This is a genomic window from Pseudonocardia sp. HH130629-09 (assembly GCF_001294645.1).
Taxonomy (GTDB): domain Bacteria; phylum Actinomycetota; class Actinomycetes; order Mycobacteriales; family Pseudonocardiaceae; genus Pseudonocardia.
The window spans coordinates 1,976,148-1,994,225 of the sequence record NZ_CP011868.1 but is presented as its reverse complement, the minus strand read 5'-3'; the positions used below and the strand labels follow the sequence as shown (position 1 = coordinate 1,994,225).

The 18,078-nt window shown below is 70.9% G+C and carries 18 protein-coding genes, 7 tRNA genes and 2 pseudogenes; 12 read left to right on the top strand and 15 right to left on the bottom strand.

What is annotated here, in order from left to right; translation table 11 throughout:
* Position 1: 1 nt before the first annotated feature.
* Positions 2-853 carry an IS21-like element helper ATPase IstB gene (gene istB, locus XF36_RS09110; RefSeq protein ID WP_060713594.1) on the bottom strand — a complete coding sequence of 284 codons (852 nt, stop codon included), beginning with the start codon at positions 851-853 and terminating at the stop codon, positions 2-4.
* A pseudogene (istA, locus tag XF36_RS09105) lies at positions 850-2,109 on the bottom strand (IS21 family transposase). Before istA ends, istB begins: the two are co-directional and overlap by 4 nt.
* A 69-nt stretch (positions 2,110-2,178) precedes the next feature.
* On the opposite strand from istA, the pseudogene XF36_RS09100 reads away from it, so the two are divergent.
* Positions 2,179-2,709, top strand: a pseudogene (locus tag XF36_RS09100) (integrase core domain-containing protein); the annotation flags it as partial.
* 152 nt (positions 2,710-2,861) lie between these two features.
* Here the strand turns inward: XF36_RS09100 and XF36_RS09095 are convergent.
* Together XF36_RS09095 and XF36_RS09090 are read right to left on the bottom strand one after the other, a co-directional pair.
* Positions 2,862-4,073 (bottom strand): IS256 family transposase, encoded by a 1,212-nt coding sequence (locus tag XF36_RS09095; protein WP_238589343.1) that lies wholly within the window; start codon positions 4,071-4,073, stop codon positions 2,862-2,864.
* Between the two features lie 307 nt (positions 4,074-4,380).
* The gene (locus tag XF36_RS09090) at positions 4,381-5,805 is read right to left on the bottom strand and encodes an IS1380 family transposase (RefSeq protein ID WP_060711648.1); all 1,425 of its coding nucleotides are present in this window, start codon (positions 5,803-5,805) and stop codon (positions 4,381-4,383) included.
* Positions 5,806-5,884: 79 nt separating this feature from the next.
* Here XF36_RS09090 and XF36_RS09085 point away from each other — a divergent pair, with 79 nt between their 5' ends.
* Positions 5,885-6,238, top strand: coding sequence for a tyrosine-type recombinase/integrase (locus XF36_RS09085; RefSeq protein WP_238589190.1), 354 nt, complete (start codon positions 5,885-5,887; stop codon positions 6,236-6,238).
* An 89-nt stretch (positions 6,239-6,327) separates the two neighbouring features.
* Here XF36_RS09085 and XF36_RS09080 read toward each other — a convergent pair.
* From XF36_RS09080 to XF36_RS09065, 4 genes are all read right to left on the bottom strand, one after another.
* Positions 6,328-6,399, bottom strand: a tRNA-Val gene (locus tag XF36_RS09080).
* Positions 6,400-6,461: 62 nt separating this feature from the next.
* Positions 6,462-6,989, bottom strand: coding sequence for a TIGR02611 family protein (locus XF36_RS09075; protein WP_060711646.1), 528 nt, complete (start codon positions 6,987-6,989; stop codon positions 6,462-6,464).
* 26 nt (positions 6,990-7,015) lie between these two features.
* The gene (locus XF36_RS09070) at positions 7,016-7,891 is read right to left on the bottom strand and encodes an anti-sigma factor (protein WP_060711645.1); all 876 of its coding nucleotides are present in this window, start codon (positions 7,889-7,891) and stop codon (positions 7,016-7,018) included.
* 26 nt (positions 7,892-7,917) lie between these two features.
* Entirely contained in the window at positions 7,918-8,595 is a 678-nt protein-coding gene (locus XF36_RS09065; RefSeq protein ID WP_060711644.1) for an RNA polymerase sigma factor, read from the bottom strand.
* 279 nt (positions 8,596-8,874) lie between these two features.
* Here XF36_RS09065 and XF36_RS09060 point away from each other — a divergent pair, with 279 nt between their 5' ends.
* The 6 genes from XF36_RS09060 (at position 8,875) to XF36_RS09035 (ending at position 10,121) form a co-directional block, all read left to right on the top strand.
* On the top strand, positions 8,875-9,303 hold the full coding sequence (locus XF36_RS09060; protein ID WP_020624097.1) for an SsgA family sporulation/cell division regulator: 429 nt from the start codon (positions 8,875-8,877) through the stop codon (positions 9,301-9,303).
* Between the two features lie 155 nt (positions 9,304-9,458).
* Positions 9,459-9,531, top strand: a tRNA-Gly gene (locus XF36_RS09055).
* A 19-nt stretch (positions 9,532-9,550) separates the two neighbouring features.
* Positions 9,551-9,625: transfer RNA gene (locus XF36_RS09050), tRNA-Val, on the top strand.
* 245 nt (positions 9,626-9,870) lie between these two features.
* A tRNA-Gly gene (locus XF36_RS09045) sits at positions 9,871-9,943 on the top strand.
* Positions 9,944-9,973: 30 nt separating this feature from the next.
* Positions 9,974-10,045: transfer RNA gene (locus XF36_RS09040), tRNA-Cys, on the top strand.
* 1 nt (position 10,046) lies between these two features.
* Positions 10,047-10,121 (top strand) — tRNA-Val (locus XF36_RS09035).
* 67 nt (positions 10,122-10,188) lie between these two features.
* On the opposite strand, the gene XF36_RS09030 is transcribed toward XF36_RS09035, so the two are convergent.
* Entirely contained in the window at positions 10,189-10,935 is a 747-nt protein-coding gene (locus XF36_RS09030) for an SDR family oxidoreductase (RefSeq protein ID WP_060711643.1), read from the bottom strand.
* 113 nt (positions 10,936-11,048) lie between these two features.
* On the opposite strand from XF36_RS09030, the gene XF36_RS09025 reads away from it, so the two are divergent.
* Positions 11,049-11,124: transfer RNA gene (locus XF36_RS09025), tRNA-Gly, on the top strand.
* 2 nt (positions 11,125-11,126) lie between these two features.
* On the opposite strand, the gene XF36_RS09020 is transcribed toward XF36_RS09025, so the two are convergent.
* From XF36_RS09020 to XF36_RS09010, 3 genes are all read right to left on the bottom strand, one after another.
* On the bottom strand, positions 11,127-11,945 hold the full coding sequence (locus XF36_RS09020; RefSeq protein ID WP_082375282.1) for an SDR family oxidoreductase: 819 nt from the start codon (positions 11,943-11,945) through the stop codon (positions 11,127-11,129).
* Positions 11,946-12,003: 58 nt separating this feature from the next.
* Entirely contained in the window at positions 12,004-12,597 is a 594-nt protein-coding gene (locus XF36_RS09015; RefSeq protein ID WP_060711642.1) for a helix-turn-helix domain-containing protein, read from the bottom strand.
* An 86-nt stretch (positions 12,598-12,683) separates the two neighbouring features.
* Entirely contained in the window at positions 12,684-13,088 is a 405-nt protein-coding gene (locus XF36_RS09010; RefSeq protein WP_145981312.1) for a hypothetical protein, read from the bottom strand.
* 74 nt (positions 13,089-13,162) lie between these two features.
* On the opposite strand from XF36_RS09010, the gene XF36_RS09005 reads away from it, so the two are divergent.
* Both XF36_RS09005 and XF36_RS09000 read left to right on the top strand, forming a co-directional pair.
* Complete coding sequence (locus XF36_RS09005) at positions 13,163-13,417, top strand: type B 50S ribosomal protein L31 (RefSeq protein ID WP_020624102.1); 255 nt, start codon at positions 13,163-13,165, stop codon at positions 13,415-13,417.
* 20 nt (positions 13,418-13,437) lie between these two features.
* Positions 13,438-13,737, top strand: coding sequence for a hypothetical protein (locus XF36_RS09000; RefSeq protein WP_060711640.1), 300 nt, complete (start codon positions 13,438-13,440; stop codon positions 13,735-13,737).
* A gap of 65 nt (positions 13,738-13,802) precedes the next feature.
* On the opposite strand, the gene XF36_RS08995 is transcribed toward XF36_RS09000, so the two are convergent.
* Both XF36_RS08995 and XF36_RS08990 read right to left on the bottom strand, forming a co-directional pair.
* Positions 13,803-15,146: an FAD-dependent oxidoreductase gene (locus XF36_RS08995; RefSeq protein WP_193394006.1), complete on the bottom strand. Its 1,344-nt coding sequence runs from the start codon at positions 15,144-15,146 to the stop codon at positions 13,803-13,805.
* A 56-nt stretch (positions 15,147-15,202) separates the two neighbouring features.
* Complete coding sequence (locus XF36_RS08990) at positions 15,203-16,078, bottom strand: metallophosphoesterase family protein (RefSeq protein WP_060711639.1); 876 nt, start codon at positions 16,076-16,078, stop codon at positions 15,203-15,205.
* 123 nt (positions 16,079-16,201) lie between these two features.
* Here XF36_RS08990 and XF36_RS08985 point away from each other — a divergent pair, with 123 nt between their 5' ends.
* On the top strand, positions 16,202-17,536 hold the full coding sequence (locus tag XF36_RS08985; RefSeq protein WP_060711638.1) for a cytochrome P450: 1,335 nt from the start codon (positions 16,202-16,204) through the stop codon (positions 17,534-17,536).
* A 2-nt stretch (positions 17,537-17,538) separates the two neighbouring features.
* On the opposite strand, the gene XF36_RS08980 is transcribed toward XF36_RS08985, so the two are convergent.
* Positions 17,539-18,024: a DUF6069 family protein gene (locus XF36_RS08980; RefSeq protein WP_060711637.1), complete on the bottom strand. Its 486-nt coding sequence runs from the start codon at positions 18,022-18,024 to the stop codon at positions 17,539-17,541.
* Positions 18,025-18,078: the final 54 nt, after the last annotated feature.

Sequence of the window (18,078 nt, the reverse complement as noted above, 5' to 3'; positions counted from 1 at the left end):
GTCAGTCGTTGCTGGCGCGGTTGTGTTTGGCCAGGAGCTCGCGTCGGGCGCGGGTGCGGTAGGAGTCCCCGGACAGGGTCAGGACTTCGGCGTGGTGGACGAGGCGGTCGATCATGGCTGCGGCGACGACGTCGTCGGAGAAGGTCTCGCCCCAGCGGCCGAAGGGCAGATTGCTGGTGACCATGACGCTGCCTTGTTCATAGCGGGAAGCGATGAGCTGGAAGAACAGGTTCGCTGCGTCCTGGTCGAACGGGATGTAGCCGACCTCGTCGATGATGATCAGTTTGTAGCGGCGGATCTTCTTCAGCTCGGCCTCGAGCCGGCCGCTCTGGTGCGCGGCGGCGAGTCTGGTGATCCAGTTGCTGGCGGTGTCGAACAGGACCGAGTAGCCGGCGTGGGCGGCTTTGACGCCGAGCCCGATCGCGAGGTGGGTCTTCCCGATCCCGGGCGGGCCGAGCAGGATCACGTTCTCGCACTTGGCGACGAACGTGCTCGTGGCCAGGTGGGCCAGGATGTCGCGGCGCAGCGAGGGCAGATGGTCGAGGTTGAAGTCCTCCAAGGTCTTGACCTGGGGGAAGTGCGCGGTGCGGATCCGCATGACCGTGCCCTTGGACTCGCGGTCGGCGACCTGGCGCTGCAGCAGCGCGCCCAGATACTCCTCGTGCGACCAGTTCTCCTCACGGGCCTGGGCGGCAAGCTGTTCCCAGCTGGCCGCGATGGTCGGGGTCTTCAGGACCCGGGTCAGGTAGGCGATCATCGCCGGCAGTCCGTCGGGGACCGCGGCCAGCACCGGACCGGCCGGCCCCGAGCTCCCAGCGGGGTCGGTGGTGATCTTCGGTGGTGTGGTTGTCATGAGCTGCTCGCTTCCTCGGCAGTGGAGACGAAGTCGACACCGAACAGGGCGTCGTAGTCGGGCAGTGCGCGCAGGGTCACCGGGTGGCCGTCGAGGTGACGGCGTGCTGCGGCCTGTCGGGTGTTGCGGTCGTGGGCCAGGGCGCGGCGCATCGCCGCGGCGGTGTGCTGGTGCGCCGGGTCGGTGATCACCGCGTGGCGGGCCCAGCTGCGGTCGTGACGGGCGACGACCTGGCCGGCGCAGTAGACGACGACCTCGCGCGGTGAGGCGGCGACATCGACGAACCGGCCGATCATCTGCGGATCCACGGAGTAGTCGTTGGCATCGACGCGGACGTAGTAGTCCCGTGCCAGCCGGATCCGCTGGGCCAGCCCGATCGGCGGGTCCAGCGGCGGCAGCGGAGTCATCGCCGCGTAGTCGTGGGCGAGCACGTCCACCGGGCGGCCGCCGATCGCTCGGACGGTGCGGGTGTTGGCCCGGGCCAGCCAGTCGTCGATCTGGTGGTTGAAGTCGGCTGGGGAGGCGAAGCGACGTCCGGGCAGGAACGAGGTCTCGAAGTAGCCGTTGTTGCGTTCGACCAGCCCCTTGAACTCCGGATCCCGCGGTGGGGCAAGCCGGATCCGGGTGGCCAGAGTGCCGGCGAACGCAGCGGCCGGTGCCGAGACCCGCCCGGTCCCGCCGATCGCAGACTCCCGGTCCCAGACCAGCGTGCGGGTCACCCGCCCGACGTCGCTGATCAGCTGCCACATCCCGGACAGGATGTCCCCGGCCTGGCGCGAGGGGATCATCGTCGCGGACAAGAACCGCGAGTAGCCCAGCGTCATCACCAGCACCGGTAGGACCCGTTCCTAGCCTGGGCCGACGGGGATCGTGGTCTCGGGGAACCACAGGTCGCACTGGGTGATCTCGCCCGGTGCGTAGGCGACCCGGTCGACCGGGTCGATCCCGACATACTCGGGGCGGATCTGGCGGATCCGGTCCTTGAGCACGGTCAGCGAGTGCTCCCACCCGATCCGCTCTGCGATCACCGTGGCCGGCATGCGTGGGAACTGCGCCAGCAATGCCCGCACCTGCGGCTCGACCGCATCCGCCAGCGATCCCCGCGGGCCCCGTTCCCGCTTCGGCGGGCCCGGCGCCCGCAACGCGGAGCGCACCGTGTTGCGGGCCACCCCCAGCCGGCGGGCGATCTCCTTGATCGGGACACCCTCGGCCCGATGCAGACGACGGATCTCGGCCCAGTCCTCCACCGACAACACCCCCTCAGCGTCGTGCAGAGGGGGTCAATCCCAAGCCGACGCTAGGGGGTCAGTCTGAGCCCGTCGTCGACATACGTGCCGACCTGGTCGGGGATGGTGTTCACCGCGTTCGTCTCCGACGTGTTCTCCCGACGCATCGTCGGATGGCGTTGCGCTTCCTCGATGCCAACCGAGCTCCCGCTCGACGCTCTGGAAATGGCGTTGTGGACCCGTGACAGCGCAGGTCAGACGACCGACGGGCGCCTGGACGGGTTGATCCATCACAGCGATGCAGGCAGCCAGTACTGCGCTATCCGATACGGCAACCGCCTCGCCGAGGCCGGCGCGATCGCCTCGATCGGCTCGGTCGGTGACAGCTACGACAACGCCCTGGCCGAGTCGGTGATCGGGCTCTACAAGACCGAGTGCATCCGCCGTGACGGACCGATCCGTGCGGTCGAGGATCTCGAGCTGGCCACCGCGAGCTGGGTGCATTGGTTCAACACCCAGCGGCTGCACTCCATGATCGGCAACATGCCGCCGATCGAGTACGAACAGAACTACTACGCTCACCAACCAGCCCGAGACACTCCGATCTCGGGAGAACTCAGCCTCCACTGAACCCGGGGCGCTTCAGGCTGCACTTCTACAATCACCACCGGCCCCACAGCGCAACCAACGGCCTACCGCCGATCAGTCGCCTGACCAACCTGCCTGGACATCACAACTAGCCCTGGGGGCCTGTCTCGTGATCGGTGTTTCGGCGTCGTTGCTCAGTAGGTCTCGGCTCCCGGCCAGCGGTCACCGAACGTGATGGCGAACGCGTTGATCACGGGCTTCCAACGCATCGTCCACCTCGTGCGGCCCGTCCCGGTCGGGTCCAGGCTGCGAGTCACAAGATACAAGCATTTCATCGCAGCCTGCTCAGTGGGGAAATGACCACGCGCCCGCACCGCGCGCCGGTAGCGGGCGTTAAGCGATTCGATCGCATTCGTAGAGCAGATCACCCTTCGAATCTCGACGTCGTAGTCCAAGAACGGCACGAACTCTTCCCACGCGTTGCGCCATAGCCGGATCATCGCCGCGTACTTACGGCCCCATTTCTCGTCGAGCTCATCCATAGCGATAAGTGCTGCATTCGGGTTGGGCGCGGCATAGATTGGTTTGATGTCGCGCTTCACCGCGTCCCAGTCCTGTCGACCCACCAGCCGGAAAGTGTTTCGGATCAGGTGCACGACGCAGGTTTGGACAATGGTTTGCGGCCACACGTTGGCCACGACCTCCGGGAGTCCTTTGAGGCCGTCGCAGACCAGGAACAGCACGTCACGCACGCCGCGGTTCTTCAGGTCGACCAGCACGCTCATCCAGAACTTCGCGCCCTCACTGCCGACGCCCATCCACAGCCCCAGCACGTCCTTGCAGCCGTCCACGGTGACGCCGATGGCTGCGTAGACCGGCCGGTTGGCGACCTGCCCGTCCCGGACCTTGACGTGGACAGCGTCGATGAACACCGCGGCGTACACCGAATCCAACGGCCGACCAACCCAGTCATTCATCTCGGCGACGACCTTGTCGGTGATCCGCGAGACCGTCTCCTTCGATACTGACGCCCCATAGATGTCAGCGAAATGTGCGGAAACCTCCCCGGTCGTCATCCCTTTCGCATACAGCGACAGTACGACCTCGTCGACATCTGTGAGGCGCCGCTGACGCTTCTTCACGATCTGCGGCTCGAAAGTGCTGGCCCTGTCTCTCGGAACGTCGATCTCCACGTCACCCGCGGCATCCGAGAGAACCGTCTTCGAGCGGGACCCGTTCCGCACGTTGGTGGATTCCCGGCCGGGGTCGGCCCGGTTCTTGTCGTGCCCGAGGTGCTCGGTCATCTCCTCGTTCAGCGCCGTTTCCAGAACATTCTTGGTAAAGAGCTTCAACAGGCCGTCCGGGCCGGTCAACGCCAGCCCGCGCGCCTTCGCCTCGGCCACCATCGCCGCCGCAGCGGCCCGCTCCGCCGACGCCTGCCGAGCAGGCTTCGGGTCACCCTCGCTTGGATCCACAAGGTCCGATGTCATCACTGTCCGTGCCCATCTCGCCGGACCTCAGCCCGGCGTGTCGGGCCGAAAACACCGATCTTGAAACAGTCCTAGCCCTGGTGATTCACGGAGCTGCGGATTGACCGCGTGATCGGCTGGCGGCGGATCCGGTCCGGTTCGTTCGATGGGTGGGCATGGCGAAGGGGCCGGCCTGCGCGTTCTGCCGGGAGCTCCCGCCGCTCGTCGTGTCGGGCTTCGGAGATCAACCAGCAGGAACAGGCAACGCGCACAGCCGCGCGAACGCGCGGGCGAGATCGACCGCCCAGGGCCAGGACCGTTGGATACGGACCCAGACTCGGCGTTGCCCGCGGGTGATCCGCGCGGCGGTGTGCAACAACCGGTAGCGCAACGCCTTCGGCTCGACCTTCGCCAGGTCGCCGTCGAGAAGCAGGCGCTGGGTCCAGGTGATCAGGTCGACCGCGAGCATGACCACGGTCAACCACGCCGCGTTGACGGCGAAGGACCGGGACGGGAAGTGGTTGAGGCCGGTGTCCTTGCCGCAGCGGATCCGGTCCTCGACCCGGGCGTGGGCGCGGTGGCGGGCGTCGAGGAAGGCGAGCTGCCCGACGCGGGTGTCGGTGGCGAACGCGGTGTAGCGCCAGCCGTCACGCTCCTCGAACGCATCGAGCTGCGCGCCGGGATGCGGCCGTTCGCGACGGACGACAACGCGGGTCCCGGCCGGGTAGTCGACCAACGCGGAGGCGGGGAGCAAGCCGGTGATCTCGGCCAGCCCGGCGCCGTCACGGTGCCCGCCGTCAGCGTCGACCGCCTCGGCCCACACCGTCTTCGGGACCAGGCTGATCACGGTGCGTTCGCGGTCGGTGACGGCCCAGCCGACGGAGAACTCACAGCTCACCGCTGTGTCTTGTTGCGCTCGGATGTGGGCGAGGAAGGCTTTCGTGGCGCCCGCGGTGTCGGTGCGGACCAGGATCGGGTGCCCGTGACGGAACGCGTCAGGGATCTGGGCGAGCGCGTCGTCGAGCACGTTGATGTGATCCGCGGCGGTGTTCGCACCGGCGTTCCCGCGGCGCAAGCGGGCGGCGAGGAACTCGCCGGTGTTGTCGCAGAACGCCAGCATCGGGTGATACCCGAACGTCTTCTTGAACGTGGGCGTGGCCTGTTCCTTCTCGCTGTGGGCGATGACGATCGTGGCGTCGAGATCGATCACCAGCACGTCCCGGCCGTGCCGGCGCAGGTCGCGGCCGGCGACCCGAGCCGCGGGAAACGCGCGACCATCGACGTCGGCGTGCTGGGCCCAGACCACCTCCCGGGCCCGCGCCCGCCCCGCCGCGATCGAGGACAACCGGCGCTCGTCGAGCTTGTCGAGCAGTCGCCAGCAGGTCGAGTCCGATGCCACCGACCCGAACACCGCGCCCTGATCGGCCAGGACCGCGATCTCGCAGATCCTCGTGGCCCCGTCGGCGACCGCGACGGCCAGATCGACCAGCACCCGCCCCGGATCATGACGCGCCCGAGCTCGTCGCAGCGGTGCGAGCGCGGTCGAGAGTTCACTGGTCAACGTGGTCCGGTCGGCGACATCGGCCAGCAGACGCGACCCGACGGGCGACACCACCCCAGCGCCGTCGGCGGTCACGATGACCGGTGGGCGCGTGCTTGTAGTCTGCACTCGGAAAGTGCCTCCTCGACCATGGCGGACAGGGCTTCGACACCCGCTGTCTTACCTGGTCACGAGGCACTTTCTTCAGTTGGGGTCGGAGATCACCGGCACAGCCCGTGAAGAGTCCGGGCTAGTGTTCGCGTCGGAGACCGGCACCGAGCTGGACGCTGCCAACGTCCGACGAGGATTCCGCCGGATTCTCGGTGCACCAGAGTTGAAGGAGGTCGGGCTGAACGCCGCCGAGTGGACGCCGCGGGAGCTGCGCCACAGCTTCGTCTCGCTGCTCTCCGACAGCGGCATGACGGTCGACCAGATCGCCAGCCTGGTCGGACATGCGGGCGGTAGCGGAGTCACCGAGCGCATCTACCGTAAGCAGATCCGGCCCGTCATCGACACCGGAGCCACCGCCATGAACGAGATCTTCCCGGACTCGACTACATAGGTACTCAGTTAGCTACTCGGGTCGCCATAGAACGACGAAACCCCTGGTCACATCCGGCTCGTCGAGCCTGTGACCAGGGGTTTTGACTGTGGGCGATACTGGGATCGAACCAGTGACCTCTTCGGTGTGAACGAAGCGCTCTCCCCCTGAGCTAATCGCCCTCAGCGGTGAAACCAACTCTACACAGCCCGTCCCCCCGCCGTTCACGGGGGTCGCCCGTGGATCACCGCGGGCCCGTGACCAGCTCCGATCCGGGTACGGGCACCGGCGGGGGCGGCGGCTGGATCAACGGCAGCAGCGGCGAGTGCAGCCATTCCCAGTGGATCCCCACCCAGCCTCCGACCGTCGCGAAGATCCCGAACAGCCAAGCGCAGACCGCGACCGTGCCGAGGATCAAGGTCATCACCAGCAGCTGCACGACACGGTTCTGGCGGCCCATCCAGGCGACCCAGCCGTCGTAGCGGACGCGGACCCAGTGCAGGAGCCGCTGGGCCCAGCTGAACTCGGCGGCGAGCACGCCCAGGCCGAGGAAGATGATCGCCCAGCCGGGACCCGGCGCAGGCAGCGCGATGATCCCGATGATGACGATCGCGGTGCCGAGGACCCCCATGGTGATGCGGTAGGTCAGGTCCAGCACCGGTCTGCGGGCCACCCCCGCCCGGAACGCGCGGTAGCGGACCTTCGCCCGCCGGTACTTCCTGCGGACGGGGGTGTACCGGCGCCCGGAGGTCGTGCTCCCGGCCGCCGTCACACCGACGCCGTCCTTCTCCGTCGTACTCAGGTCTCCACCTGCCCGGTCGCGACTACCTTGGTCGGCGCGGGAGGGGCCTCCCTTCCGCGCTCGAGCGAGACGGCGTATGTCCCGTAGCTCCCGCTGTCGGGCGATTCTACGGATACCGGTCCCGACTGCCCCGCTCGCACGTCGAACGTGCCGATCGCCCGCGGAGTTCCGTCCTCGTTCAGCCCCCACAGAACATAGGTCTGGTCGGCGGGCTCGTTCGGATCGAGCCCCATCGGCATGACCTCCCGCTGTCCGTCCTTCATCACGACGGCCGCGACCATCGGTCCCCCCGGCCCGGGGGACAGGAAGGCGTGCGGGGTCCCGGGCTGCGCGATGGCGGAGAGCACGTCGCGCATCTCCTGGGCCTGCGCGAGGCTGGCGTCGCGCTCGGCCTGCATCGACCGCATCTGCCCGACGACGACTCCCCCGCTGACGATCACCGCGAGTGCGACGGCCGCGGCGACCAGTACCCGACCGGGGCGGCGCAGCCACCCGTTCCGGGCGCTGCCGCGTCCGGGCCCCGCCGGCGGGCGTGTCGCGGCGACGGTGAGCCGCTCGGATCGCGACGGGCGCGCCCCGCCCTCGGGCGAAGCTCCGGAGGACGCGACGTCGTCGCGCAGCGCGTGACGCGGGAGCGCCCGGTCACCGGCCCGTCCGACCTGTGGAGTGTTCCGGGCCTGCTCCAGGATCGCGTCGCGCAGCGATGCGGGCGGTTCCACCTGCTGCACCGCGCCGCCGAGGACGGTGGTCGTCTCGGCCACGTCGGCGGCGAGACGACGGCACTCGTCGCAGCCCTCGAGGTGCTGCAGCACCTCGATCTCCTCGTCGGGCTCGAGGGCGTGGAGCGCCCAGCCGACCGTCTGCTCGTTCATCGGACAGGGCCTCCCCTCGTTGTCGTTCACGACAGCCCTCCCGCCAGGTCCGCCCCGGCGTCCCCGACCACGGGGCCCAGCAGGTTCCGGAGCTTGGCCACCCCGGTGAACATGCGGGACTTCACGGTGCCCAGCGGCACCCCTGTCATCGCGGCCACCTCGCGTTGCGTGTAGCCGCCGTAGTACGCCAGTGCCAGGACCTTCCGCTGGTCGGCGGGCAGCTGATCGAGCGCGTCACGCACGTGGCCCGCGACCAGCGCGCCGATGGCTCCCTCGTCGGCGCCCGGCCCGGGCGGGGCGTTCCACTCCGAGCCGTCCTCCGACGCCGGGACGGTGCGACGCCGGATGGCACTCTCCCGGCGGACGGCGTCGACGGACTTGTGGTGCACCAGGGTCAACAGCCAGGTTCCGAACCGGCCCTTGGCCGGGTCGAAGCGCGACGGGTCGCGCCAGAAGGCCAGGAAGACCTCCTGGACGACGTCCTCGGCGAGACCCTCGTCGGCGCAGATGCGCCGCGCGAGGGAGTAGGCCTGGCGCCCGAACCGGTCGTACAGCTCGCCCAGTGCGGTCGAGTCCCCGGACACGATCCGTTGCACGAGACGCGCGTCCCCGGCGTCGTCACGACGTGACGGATCACGGCGCGCGGCAGGCCCGGCGGCCCGCCCGTGCTCGGGGCGGTCCGGCGGATCGGCGATGCCTGCCACCAGCGTTGTCCTCACGATTGCTGTGTTCGGTGTCCGCACCCGTTCCGGTTCGGACTCCGACGAGAGTAGTCGTTCTAAGCTGCGCGGCTCACACGCCAGGACGGCGCCGAGCCCCGTTCAGCCCCGTCGTCGCACGCGATGAGTTACACCGTTGTGACTCGATCGGGGGTCATCCCACGGTGACCCACGTTCATGCGCATCGAACCCGTCACCCCGAGGCCTTCTCTCTCGTTCCCACACTGACGCCCCACGCAACGCCCCCACGAAAGAGGATCACCGATGCGCGACGAGTCCAAGACGATCCGGGCGACGGCCATGTTCGAGCTCATCGCTCCGGACGCGCCCGTCGTGCCCGTGAAGGTCGAACTGTCCTACACGAGCCGCGACCCCTACGCCGTCCAGGCCTCGTTCAAGACCGGCCACGACACCACGGTCGACTGGGTCTTCGCCCGCGACCTGCTCGGCGACGGCCTGGTCGACTCCGCCGGCACCGGCGACGTCCGAGTGCAGCCGATGAGCGACGACCCGACCCGGATCGAGCTCGAGCTCACCTCCCCCTCGGGTCACGCCCTGTTCACCACCTCCGCGGCGACCCTGTCGGAGTTCCTGCAGGCGACCTACGACGCCGTGCCCGCCGCCGCCGAGTACTCGTGGCTCGACTTCGACGCCGCTCTCGCGGACCTGCTGGACACCACCGCCCGGGACTGAACCGAGGCACCCACCACCGGGCGGAGCACGTCTCCGCACGTGAGAGGACATCCGGTGGTGGCGAGAGGGGGCGGTCGGACCCCCCTCGGGGCGGGTGCTAATGTTCTCTCACCGCGCCGCGGACGGGTCTCACGGCCCGGGACGCGGTGCACGGTGCGGACGTAGCGCAGCTGGTAGCGCATCACCTTGCCAAGGTGAGGGTCGCGGGTTCGAATCCCGTCGTCCGCTCGGAGAATTCTCTTCCCACGCGCGATTAGCTCAGCGGGAGAGCACTACCTTGACACGGTAGGGGTCACTGGTTCAATCCCAGTATTGCGCACCATTTCCCGGATCCCCGGGGCCGCACGTCGGCCTCGGGGATCTTGCTTTTCCCGGACGTGACCGGATGGCCGACACGGCCCGCGGGAGGCCGGCAGCGCGCTCCCCCGGACGCCTCCGACCGTCGTGACACCGCCGACCTGGGCAGACGATCATCGGGTACCCCCTCGACAGCGGCCACGGACCGTGCGCTACTGTTCTCCCAACGCACCGGGAACTCGCGGAAACGCTTCGGGAACGGTGCGACATGCGGACGTAGCGCAGCTGGTAGCGCATCACCTTGCCAAGGTGAGGGTCGCGGGTTCGAATCCCGTCGTCCGCTCTGCCGGGCCGCGACAGCAGGCCGGTTTCCGGCGGCGTGGCCGAGTGGCTTAGGCAAGGGCCTGCAAAGCCCTGTACGCGGGTTCGATTCCCGCCGCCGCCTCGCGCGATTAGCTCAGCGGGAGAGCACTACCTTGACACGGTAGGGGTCACTGGTTCAATCCCAGTATCGCGCACCATGTCCCAGATCCCCGGGGCCGGATCTCCGGCCCCGGGGATTCTCCGTTTCCGGGCTCCGCGCCGAGATCACCGCACCTGTTCCACCGGCCGCACGAGCACCTCGTTGACCGCCACGTGCCGCGGGCGGGTCACGATGTAGACGACGGCGTCGGCGATGTCGGCCGGCTGCAGCACCCCGCTCTCGCCCGTCGAGGTCACGTCCGGCGCGTACTGCGCACCCGAGGTCGTCATCTCCGAGGCGACGAGGCCGGGCTCCACGAGGCCGACGCGCACGTGGCGTTCGGCGTACTCCTGGCGCAGCGCCTCGCAGAACGCGCCGACCCCGTGCTTGGTGGCCGCGTAGACGTTGCTGTGCGGGGAGGGGACCCGCCGTCCGGCCGCCGAGCTGATCGTCACCACGTCGGCGACGCCGCGCGGGCCACCGGCTGCCGTCGCCAGGTGCGGCAGGGCCGCGTGCGTCGCCGACAGCACACCCATGAGGTTGACGTCGATCATCCTGCGCCAGTCCGCGACGTCGGCCTCGGCCGCCGGGCCCCAGGCCCCGACGCCGGCGTTGTTGACCAGCACGTCCAGCCCGCCGTGCTGCTCGACCACGGCCGCCACGGCGGCGTGCAACGCGTCGTCGTCGGCGACGTCCACCGGGTGCACCGACGACCCCGGCAGCGAGTCCGCCAGCTCCTCGAGCCGCTCCCGGCGCCGGGCCAGCAGCGCCACCGTCGCACCCTCGGCCGACAGCGCCCGTGCGGTCGCCTCACCGATGCCGCTCGACGCTCCCGTCACGATCACCGTCGTCCCGTCCAACCGTCCGCTCATGACGGCGGTGTACCCGCACCCCGGGCGCAGTAATGATCATCGTCGGGGTGCGGCGCGGAGACCGGGATCCGGTGGGCTATCGTCGTCGGGCACGCACCGGGGACGGTGCGCATGCGGACGTAGCGCAGCTGGTAGCGCATCACCTTGCCAAGGTGAGGGTCGCGGGTTCGAATCCCGTCGTCCGCTCCACCTCACCCGGGACGCCACCCGTTCCGGTGCCGCGCGAACCCACCTTCGGAGTCGATCACCTGTCCGGTGATCCAGGCCGCCTCGTCGGTGCACAACCAGGCGATCAGCCGGGCCGGGTCGTCCGGCTCACCGAACCGGCCGAACGGGAACATCGGGGCCATCTCGCGGAACGCGTCCGCGCCGAGGTAGCCGGTGTCGACCGGCCCCGGGTTCACCGTGTTGACCCGCAGCCGCCGGTCCGCGAGCTGGTCGGCCAGGGTCGGGGTGATCCCCGCGACGGCCGCCTTCGCCGCGGCGTAGGCCACCTCACCGGGCATCGGCCCGCGTGCCTGCCCCGAGGTGAGCAGGACGGCCACGCCACCGGGACGGGTGTCGTCGTGCGCATTCGCCCACGCCTGGACCAGCAGGATCGAGGCACGCGCGTCGACCGCCCAGTGCCGGTCCAGCTCCACGGACAGCTCCCCCAGCGGGCCGTCGGACCCCGAGAGCGCCTGGTTGGCGACGAGCAGGTCCACCGGCCCGGCGAGCTCACGGGCGGTGTCGAGCAGCCGCTGCGGCGCGGACGGGTCGGCGAGATCGGCGTGCACCCCGGCGACGGGCGCCGTCGCGTGCGTCCGCACCTCGGCCAGCGCGTCGTCGACGTCGTCGGCGCCCCACGGCTGCGCCGCGTCGTGCAGGGCGAAGTGGTGCACGACCACGGCCGCGCCGTACGCGGCGAGCCGGCAGGCGGTCGCGTGCCCGATCCCGCCGCGACGGCCACCGCCGGTCACGAGCGCGGTCCGGCCGCGCAACGGCATCGGGTCCCGGCGCAGGGTGCTCACACCCCGACCCTGCCCGACCACGCCCAGCCACGCGAGGGAGGAAGTGGGCGGACCGGGCTCAGTGGCGGCCCGGACCCGCTGCGCCGTGGCTGAGGTGTGCGTGCTCGCTCTGCAGGCTGAACAGCGCGAGCGTCTCGGCGGGCCGGTCGTCGGCGCTGCCGATCCAGTGCGATGCGCCGGTGTCGAACTCGACGACCTCGCCGGGGTCGAGGAGGTGCTCGGTGTCGTCGAGGACCAGCCGCACCCGGCCGTCGAGGACGTAGAACCACTCGTAGCCCTCGTGGGTCTGCAGGGCGGTCGTCGCGGACTCCGCCGCCGGAGGGTAGATCACCTTGAAGGCCTGGACCCCACCACCGCGCCGGGTCAGCGGGACGAACACCAGCCCGCGGTGGCGCACCGGGCGCAGGTACATGCGGGGGTCGCCGGTCGGTGGTGCCTGCACCAGGTCGTCGAGCGGGACCCCGTGGGCCCGGGCCAGGGGCAGCAGCTGCTCCAGCGTCGGCCGCAGCTTCCCGGTCTCCAGCCGGGACAGCGTGCTTGCGGTCAGGGAGGTCTCGGCGGCGAGCTGGTCGAGGGGGGCGCCGCGGCGACGGCGCAGGTCCCGCAGCCGCGGGACCACCCCGGCGAGCACGTCGCGTCCGGTGTCGTCCACACCGCGTCGTCCACACCGCCAGATTGCCGATCGGCAAGGTTCTTGCAAGACGGAGCGGCGGGCCCGGCCTCTCGGAGAGGCAGGCATTAGCCCCGGGCCGTCTCCGGGGTGATCGCGCAACGCAGCCGTGCGGGCAGTGCCTGCGGGTCGGGCGCGCCGTCCTGGAGCCAGCGGGTCACCGCGCGGACGTCGTCGGTGCTGCGGACCGAGCCGACCGCGACCACCGGCGACTCGGGACGGGTGCGGGTCGCGTCGCAGGCCTGCACCAGCAGCATCAGCCCGGGCCGGCGGACCGCACAGACGCCCGGCCCGAGCCGGCACCCGGTGGTCACGAGCACCCCGTGGGCGCTGTCCTGCACCACCGCGCGCAGGCCCTCCACCAGCACTTCGTCGATGCCGGGCAGGGCTGCGACGGTGCCGTGCGCGTCCTCGTCGAATCCCGACGGCGCGTGGGCACAGGCCCCGCACCGGACCACCGTGAACCCGTCCACCGGCACCCCTTCTTGGAAACAGTAACCATTGTCAATTACTATGACGGTAACACCCGCGACGCAGGAGGAACACCGTGAAGCCCGGCATCCACCCCCCGTACGGCCCGGTCGTCTACCGCGACACGTCCACCGGCGACGAGTTCCTGACCCGGTCGACCGAGACCTCGCGCGAGACCGTCGAGTGGTCGGACGGGAACACCTATCCCCTGATCAAGGTGGACACGACCTCGGCGTCGCACCCGTTCTGGACGGGCAACGCGCGGGTGCTCGACGCCGCGGGCCAGGTCGAGAAGTTCCGCCGCCGCTTCGGGGAGCGCACGCGCGGCTGACCCCGCGTAGCGTCGCCGGCATGCGCCGCCGTCGCGAACGGGTCCAGGTCGTCACCGACCTGAGCGAGCCGCTGGCGGTCGAGCACGGTCGTCGCATCCGGATCCGGCTCGTCGCGATGTCGGTGTGGATCGCGGGCTGGCTCGTCGCCGGCGCCCTGTGGCGCGACGGGTGGCTGGCCACCGCGATCCTGCTGGCCAGCGGCCCGGGAGTGTGGGTGCTGTGGTGGCTGCTCGTGCCGTCCCGGGAGCGCGGACGGCGCGAACCGGTCGGCCGCCGGCCCCCGCGGGCACTGCCCGCGCCGCGGGACCCGCGGGAGTGATCGGGTGGGCGGCCGCGGAGTTCCGCGACCACCCACCCCGGCATCCGGCGTCGTGGGCCGGAGGGTCACCCCGTCCTGCTGATCTCCACCATGTCCTCGCGCGGCACGACCTTCGTCCGCTCGCGGCCGCGCGCCTCGCCGAGGCTGCGCTCGTGCTTGTCGAGCGCGAGCCAGCCGCTCCAGGTCGTGTAGGCCACGCCCCGGCGCTCCAGCAGCGCCTCGACCTCCGCCGGATCGCGGCGGGGCGCCCGGGGCAGCTGCGGGGCGTCGGCCAGCAGGCTCGCGACGGTCTCCGACGCGCAGCCCTTGGTGTGCCCGATCAGCCCGACCGGGCCGCGCTTGATCCAGCCGACGGCGTAGACGCCGGGCAGCTCCTGGCCGTCGATGTCGTGCACCCGCCCCTTGCGGTGCGGCAGCACGCCGTGCTCGTGGTCGAACGGCAGATCGACCAGGTGCGAGCCGGTGTAGCCGATCGCCCGGTAGACCGCACCGACCGGGAAGTCGGTGAACTGGCCGGTGTCGCGGACGTCGCCGTGGCCGGTGTACTCGGTGCGCTCGATCCGGATGCCCTCGACGCGGTCGGTGCCGAGGATCCGCTCGGGGCGCGAGAGGAAGTGCAGGTGCACCCGGCGCGGATCGCCGCGCCGGTCGCGCAGCGCCCACCCCTGCAGGGTCCGCACCACCATCTCGACGTGCTTGGCCGAGCGGACCTCGGCGGCGGCGACGTCGTCGAACTCGACGTCGGCCGGGTCGACGATCACCTCGACGCCCGGGACGTGGTCGAGCTCGCGCAGCTCCATCGGGCTGAACCGGGCGTGGGCGATCCCGCGACGGGCGAACACGTGCACGTCGGTGGCCGGGTTGCGCGAGAGCCCGGCGTGGACCGAGTCCGGGATCTCGGTGCTCGCCAGGTCCTCGGCGGTGCTCGCCAGGATCCGGGCGACGTCCAGGGCCACGTTCCCGGCACCGATCACCGCGACCGACGACGCGTCGAGCGTCCAGTCCCGGGGCACGTCGGGGTGGCCGTCGTACCATTGCACGAAGCTGGCGGCACCGTGGCTGCCCGGCAGGTCGATCCCGGGCACGTCGAGGTCCCGGTCCCGCTCGCAGCCGGTGGCCGCGACGACCGCGTCGTAGTGCTCGCGCAGGTCGGACAGGGTGATGTCGGTCCCGACGTGGACGTTGCCGAACAGCCGCACACCGGGGCGGTCCAGCACGCGGTGCAGGGCGTGCACGATCTGCTTGATCCGCGGGTGGTCCGGGGCGACGCCGTAGCGGACCAGCCCGAACGGTGCGGGCAGCTTCTCGAACAGGTCCACGGTGACGTCGGCGTCGGACTTCAGCAGGGTGTCGGCGGTGTAGACGGCGGCCGGACCGGCACCGATCACGGCGACGCGCAGCGCAGTCATCGTTCTCCTCGGGTGTCGACGGACCTCGAGGCTATAGCAAGGCAAGCCTTGCCTAACTATGATGCAGGCAACACCGTGCGCGGCAACCGGTCCGGGAAGTGCCCGCCGATCCGTTCGGAATGGCGTCGCCACTCCCGCGGGTAGCCCAGCGACACCTCGACGAACGGCACGCCGTCGACGGTGACCGTGCGCGGGATGTGCAGGTGACCGTGCACGACCGCCCGGGCCCGGTAGCGGCGGTGCCAGTCCGCCGTCGCCGTCGTCCCGCACCAGAGCGCGAACTCCGGGTACCACAGGACCTCGCAGGGCTCGCGGACCAGCGGCCAGTGGTTCACCAGGACGGTCGCCAGGTCCGGGTCGAGCGCGTCGAGGCGGGCGGCGGTCGCGGCCACCCGGGCCGCGGACCACTCCGCCCGCGTCGCGTACGGGTCCGGGTGGAGCAGGTACTCGTCGGTGCAGACGACACCCGCGGCGTGGGCCGCGGCCAGCCCCTCCTCCGGGGTCGAGGTGCCGGCGGGCAGGAACGAGTAGTCGTAGGGCACGAACAGCGACGCCACGACGACCGGCCCGCCCGGCCCGTCCCACACCGGCCACGCGTCCTCCGGGGTCAGCACCCCGATCTCCCGGCAGCGGCGGACCAGCTCGTCGTAGCGGGCGACACCGGAGAGCCGCTCGACCGAGTCGGCCCGGACGTTCTTGGCGCGGGTCCAGAGCTCGTGGTTGCCCGGTGTCCACAGCACCCGGGCGAAGCGGTCGCGCAGCGCGGCGAGCGTCGCGACGACGCTCTCGATCCGTTCGTCGACGTCACCGGCGACGATCAGCCAGTCGCCCGGGTGCGCCGGGCACAGCCCCGCGGCGATCTCGCCGTTCTCCGCGTACCGCACATGCAGGTCACTGACCGCGAGCAGGCGCGGCTCCCCGACGGCGGTCACCCGTCATTGGTACCCGGTGCCCCCGGGGCAACCCCCCGCCGGGGCGGCGAAACGCGCCTACCCGCGGTAACTTACCCCTGGTAGCTTCGGATTCGAGCTCGACGACGAGGCGGGGAGGCCGGCATGGCGGCATCGCGAGGCGCACGACGGTGGATCCGGTGGGTGCTGCGGCACGGGGCGATGCGCCAGGAGGTGACCCGCCAGGCGGGCAAGGGCGACCTGGGCGCCCACATGATCATCAGCCCGGAGGTGGTCCGGGACCCGTACCCGGCCTACGAGCAGATCCGTGGTCAGGGCCGGATGGTGCGCTCGGCCCTGACCTGGACCACGGTCGACCACGAGATCACCACCGAGGTGCTGCGCAGCCCCGACTTCTGCGTGGGCATGCGCATGCCGGAGAACGCCCCGGGCCTGCTGCGCGCGCTGCTCGCGGCGGGCGGGACCTGGCCGCTCGGGCCGGCCGAACCGCCGTCGCTGCTGTCGATCGACCCGCCCGACCACAACCGGATCCGCAAGCTCGTCACCCGCTCGTTCAGCGCCAAGGCGATCTCCTCGCTGCGCGGGCGCACCGAGGAGATCGCCGCGCAGCTGCTCGCCGAGCTGGAGGCCGGCACCGACCGGCGGACCGACGTCATCTCCGGCTACGCCTCGCTGCTGCCCGCGACGGTCATCACCGAGATGCTCGGCGCCCCGGTCGAGATGCGGGAGAGGTTCCTCGAGTGGGGCGAGGGCGGCGCCTACTCCCTCGACATGGGGCTGGACTACGCGACGTTCCGCCGCTCCGAGCGCGACATCGACGCGCTCACCGAGTGGATGTCCGGGCACTTCGAGCGGCTGCGCCGCGAGCCCAACGACTCGATCCTGTCCTCCCTGGTCGCCACCTACGACGAGGAGGAGGGCCGGCTCACCCACGACGAGCTGCTGTCGCTGGCGATGCTGCTGCTCGCCGCCGGGTTCGAGACCACGGTCAACCTCATCGGCAACGGTACCCGGCTGCTGCTGACCCACCCCGACCAGCTCGCCCGGCTGCAGGCCGACCCGGCGCTGTGGCCGAACGCCGTCGACGAGGTACTGCGGTTCGACTCCCCGGTGCAGCGCACCGGCCGGGTCGCCGCGCGCGACACCGAGCTGTGCGGCTTCCCCGTGCGCCGGGGCTCGCTGGTGCTCACCCACCTCGGCGGGGCGAACCGTGACCCGGACGTGTTCCCCGACCCGGCCCGCTTCGACGTCGGTCGCGAGGGCGCCGACCGTCACGTCGCCTTCAGCCAGGGCATCCACTACTGCCTGGGCGCGGCGCTGGCGAAGATGGAGGGCGAGGTCGGGCTGCGGGCGCTGTTCGACCGCTATCCCGACCTGCGTGCCGACGGGCCCGCCGAGCTGCGCGGCACCCGGGTGCTTCGGGGGTACCGGACGCTACCGGTGCGGCTCGGCGACGCCCGGGTCCACGTCGATGCCTGAGTTCAGGCCCGGTCGGTGGCGCTGGCGACCGTCGTCGTCACCAGGCTGATGATCGACATGCCGATGACGAGGTGGATCACCGCGGTGGCGATCCGGACCGTCCACGGCTGCTCGGTCAGGACCAGCGGCGACACCGCGGCCAGCGCGGTGAGCAGCCCGGCGATCCAGCCGAAGTAGGACATCGGGCTCGGCACCGCGACCAGCAGGAGGTGCGCGAGCCCGGTGGCCGCCAGCGCGGCGACCGCCGCCCAGATCGCGAGACTCTGCGCCGCCGCCCAGCCGTCGAGCGGCTCGGTGACGGTCGGCGCCAGGTACGGGATCTGTAGCAGGACCTGCAGGATCAGCAGACCGACCAGGGCGATCAGCGCGGCGATCACCGCCGTCGCGACGCCGCCGGCCCAGAGCCGGCCGGCGTTCACCCCGCTGCGGCGGCGCGGCCGGGCGGTCTCACGGCTCATCTCTCGGGTGCGGTCGTCGGCCTCGGACATCGTCGTCTCCCCCGGTCCGGGTGATCACCTGTGGTCGGCAGGAGACTACGCCCC

Excerpts from the sequence above, each read along its gene's own strand:
- XF36_RS08995 (WP_193394006.1), bottom strand. The coding sequence starts at position 15,146 with ATGACTGCGCTGCGCGTCGCCGTGATCGGTGCCGGTCCGGCCGCCGTC.
- XF36_RS09000 (WP_060711640.1), top strand. The coding sequence starts at position 13,438 with ATGCGCCGCCGTCGCGAACGGGTCCAGGTCGTCACCGACCTGAGCGAG.
- XF36_RS09070 (WP_060711645.1), bottom strand. The coding sequence starts at position 7,891 with ATGAACGAGCAGACGGTCGGCTGGGCGCTCCACGCCCTCGAGCCCGAC.
- XF36_RS08980 (WP_060711637.1), bottom strand. The coding sequence starts at position 18,024 with ATGTCCGAGGCCGACGACCGCACCCGAGAGATGAGCCGTGAGACCGCC.
- istB (WP_060713594.1), bottom strand. The coding sequence starts at position 853 with ATGACAACCACACCACCGAAGATCACCACCGACCCCGCTGGGAGCTCG.
- XF36_RS08985 (WP_060711638.1), top strand. The coding sequence starts at position 16,202 with ATGGCGGCATCGCGAGGCGCACGACGGTGGATCCGGTGGGTGCTGCGG.
- XF36_RS09060 (WP_020624097.1), top strand. The coding sequence starts at position 8,875 with ATGCGCGACGAGTCCAAGACGATCCGGGCGACGGCCATGTTCGAGCTC.
- XF36_RS09030 (WP_060711643.1), bottom strand. The coding sequence starts at position 10,935 with ATGAGCGGACGGTTGGACGGGACGACGGTGATCGTGACGGGAGCGTCG.
- XF36_RS09095 (WP_238589343.1), bottom strand. The coding sequence starts at position 4,073 with ATGGTGGCCGAGGCGAAGGCGCGCGGGCTGGCGTTGACCGGCCCGGAC.